The sequence below is a fragment of the Candidatus Limnocylindria bacterium genome (assembly GCA_036523395.1).
Classification (GTDB): Bacteria; Chloroflexota; Limnocylindria; order P2-11E; family P2-11E; genus CF-39.
Window position 1 is genome coordinate 1 of record DATDEH010000128.1, and the last position, 2,241, is coordinate 2,241.

General features: G+C 69.3%; 3 protein-coding genes. All 3 read left to right on the forward strand.

Features of this window, described 5'->3' with window-relative positions; translation table 11 throughout:
- On the forward strand, nt 1–175 hold a 175-nt coding region (locus VI056_16010; GenBank protein ID HEY6204526.1), incomplete at its 5' end, for a beta-ketoacyl-[acyl-carrier-protein] synthase II.
- Entirely contained in the window at nt 172–1,407 is a 1,236-nt protein-coding gene (gene fabF, locus VI056_16015) for a beta-ketoacyl-ACP synthase II (GenBank protein ID HEY6204527.1), read from the forward strand. The genes VI056_16010 and fabF, both read left to right, overlap by 4 nt.
- 48 nt (nt 1,408–1,455) lie before the next feature.
- A partial coding sequence (locus VI056_16020) for a beta-ketoacyl synthase N-terminal-like domain-containing protein (protein ID HEY6204528.1) occupies nt 1,456–2,241 on the forward strand: 786 nt, incomplete at its 3' end.

Sequence of the window (2,241 nt, forward strand, 5' to 3'; positions counted from 1 at the left end):
CCGCGACGGCTGCATCCCGCCGACGATCAACTACCAGACCCCGGACCCGGGCCTCGACCTCGACTACGTGCCGAACACCGCGCGGGCTCGCAGCATCACCACCGCCCTGTCCAACTCGATGGGCTTCGGTGGGCACAACGCGTCGCTGATCGTGCGAGCCGACACCGGGGCATGAACCCGCGGCGTGTCGTCGTCACCGGCGTGGGAGCGGTGACGCCACTCGGTCTCGATGTGGCCACCCTGTGGAGCGCCCTGACCGCCGGACGCAGCGGGATCAGGCGGATCAAATCGTTCGACACGTCGTCGTTCGAGACGAAGATCGCTGGCGAGGTCCAGGACTTCGACGCAACGCGCTTCTTCGATCGCAAAGATGTGCGGCGCGCCGATCGCTTCGCTCAGCTCGCGGTCGCCGCCGCCACCGAGGCAGTCGCGGAGGCGAAGCTCGAAACGGGGATAGACCGCGACCGCGTCGGCGTCTCGATCGCGACCGCCGCGGGCGGGCTGCAGTCGGTCGTCGATACCGCGAACACTCTGCAGGAGCGCGGACCGAACCGCGTGTCGCCGTTCTTCGTGACCATGTACATCGCGAATGCCGCGTCCGGTCTGGTCTCGCTGCGCTGGGGGTTCCGCGGCCCGAGCCTCACGCACGTGTCCGCCTGCGCCTCGAGCTCGCACTCCCTCGGTGAGGCCGCCGAGGCGATCAAGCGTGGTCAGGTGGATGTGATGGTCGCTGGGGGATCCGAGGCCGTCATCGTCCCGGTCGCCGTCGCCGCCTTCAGCAACATGCGCGCGCTCAGCCGGCGCAACGACGAGCCCGAGCGCGCGTCGCGGCCGTTCGAACGGGACCGCGATGGCTTCGTTCTGTCGGAGGGCGCAGCGGTGCTGGTGCTCGAGGAGGCCGAGCACGCCAGGCGGCGTGGCGCGAAGAGTTACGGCGAGCTCATCGGGTATGGCGCGTCCGACGACGCGTACCACATGGCCGACCCGGCGCCGGGCGGTGTCGGCGGCGCGTTGTCGATGCGCGCGGCCCTCGCGAACGCCGGTATCGCGCCAGACGATGTCGGTTACATCAACGCGCATGGCACGTCGACACCGGCGAACGACCGCGCGGAGACGCAGGCGATCAAGGAAGTTTTCGGCGACCATGCGCACAAGGTGCTGGTCTCGTCCACCAAGTCGATGACCGGCCACCTCTTCGGCGCGGCCGGCGCGCTCGAGGCGATCATCTGCCTCCTCGCGCTGCGCGACGGCTGTATCCCGCCGACCATCAACTACGACACGCCCGATCCGGAGCTCGACCTCGACTTCGTGCCCAACGTAGCGCGCGCCGCGAAGGTCCGCGTCGCGCTCTCGAACTCGATGGGTCTCGGGGGCACGAACGGGTCGCTGATCTTCCGGGCGCCGTGAACCATTCCGCCCGCGTGCCGCGGCGTCGGTGCGCTAACGTGGACGACCTTGGCTAGCGGGGATCCACGACTCACGCGCCGCGTCGTGATCACGGGCCTGGGCGCGGTCACCCCTGTGGGGAACGACATCACGACGATGTGGGACGCGCTCGTCCACGGCAAGAGCGGTGTCACCCGCATCGCTCGCTTCGACCCGTCTCCGTATGCCTCGCAGGTCGCTGGGGAGGTCCGCGGGTTCGAGGCGGGCGAGTACATGGACCGCAAGGAGATCCGGCGGACGGACCGGTTCACGCATCTGGCCGTGGGCGCGGCCACGCAGGCGATGCGGGACGCGAAGCTCGACAAGGTCGCCGACCCGGAGCGCATCGGGACCGCGATCAGCAGCGGACTCGGTGGGATCACGACGATGGTCGATCAGGTCATGGTCATGGACACGCGGGGACCCTCGCGCCTGTCACCGTTCTTCGTGCCGATGTTGATGGCCAACGCTGCGTCGGCGCAGGTCTCGATGCAGTTCGGCCTCAAAGGCCCCAGCCTGACGCATGTGTCCGCGTGTGCCTCGAGCTCCCACGCGATCGGCGAAGCCGGGGACATCATCCGAAGAGGGCAGGCGGACGTGATGGTCGTCGGCGGATCCGAAGCCTGTGCGATCCCGGTGGTCGTCGGAGCGTTCGCGACGATGAACACGCTCACGCGCCGCAACGACGACCCCGAGGCGGCCTCGCGTCCGTTCGACAAGGACCGCGACGGCTTCGTGCTCTCCGAAGGCGCCGCGGTGGTGGTGCTGGAGGAGCTGGGTCACGCCCGGGCCCGCGGCGCGCGGATCTACGGCGAG

What these genes read in the sequence shown, in the direction of transcription:
- fabF (HEY6204527.1), top strand. Translation starts at nt 172, where the DNA reads ATGAACCCGCGGCGTGTCGTCGTCACCGGCGTGGGAGCGGTGACGCCA.